The 312-nt window shown below is 50.6% G+C and carries 1 protein-coding gene; it reads left to right on the forward strand.

Annotation, left to right across the window (positions count from 1 at the left end):
• Positions 1-312 (forward strand): metal ABC transporter solute-binding protein, Zn/Mn family (locus J0A68_RS23350; RefSeq protein WP_206580516.1); only part of this gene is annotated, 312 nt, incomplete at both ends.

Consider the following 312-nt stretch of genomic DNA (forward strand, 5'->3'; position numbering starts at 1 on the left):
AGCGAACTGCCCGCGGTGAAGCCGCTGCTGATGAAAGGCGAAGAAGACGACGATCATGATCATGCAGGCGAGGCGCATAACCATGCTGATGACGATCATGGGCATCATCACGGCGAGTACAATATGCACGTTTGGCTGTCGCCGGAGGTGGCAAAAGTGACCGCGATCGCGATTCACGACAGATTGTTGGAACTTATGCCGCAAAATAAGGACAAATTAGACGCAAACCTGCGCCAGTTCGAGAATCTGCTGACGCAAACTGACAAAAATGTTGGTAACATGCTTACGCCTGTGCAAGGTAAGGGTTATTTT

Origin of the sequence: Algoriphagus oliviformis (assembly GCF_017254915.1) — a bacterium.
Lineage (GTDB): Bacteria > Bacteroidota > Bacteroidia > Cytophagales > Cyclobacteriaceae > Algoriphagus > Algoriphagus oliviformis.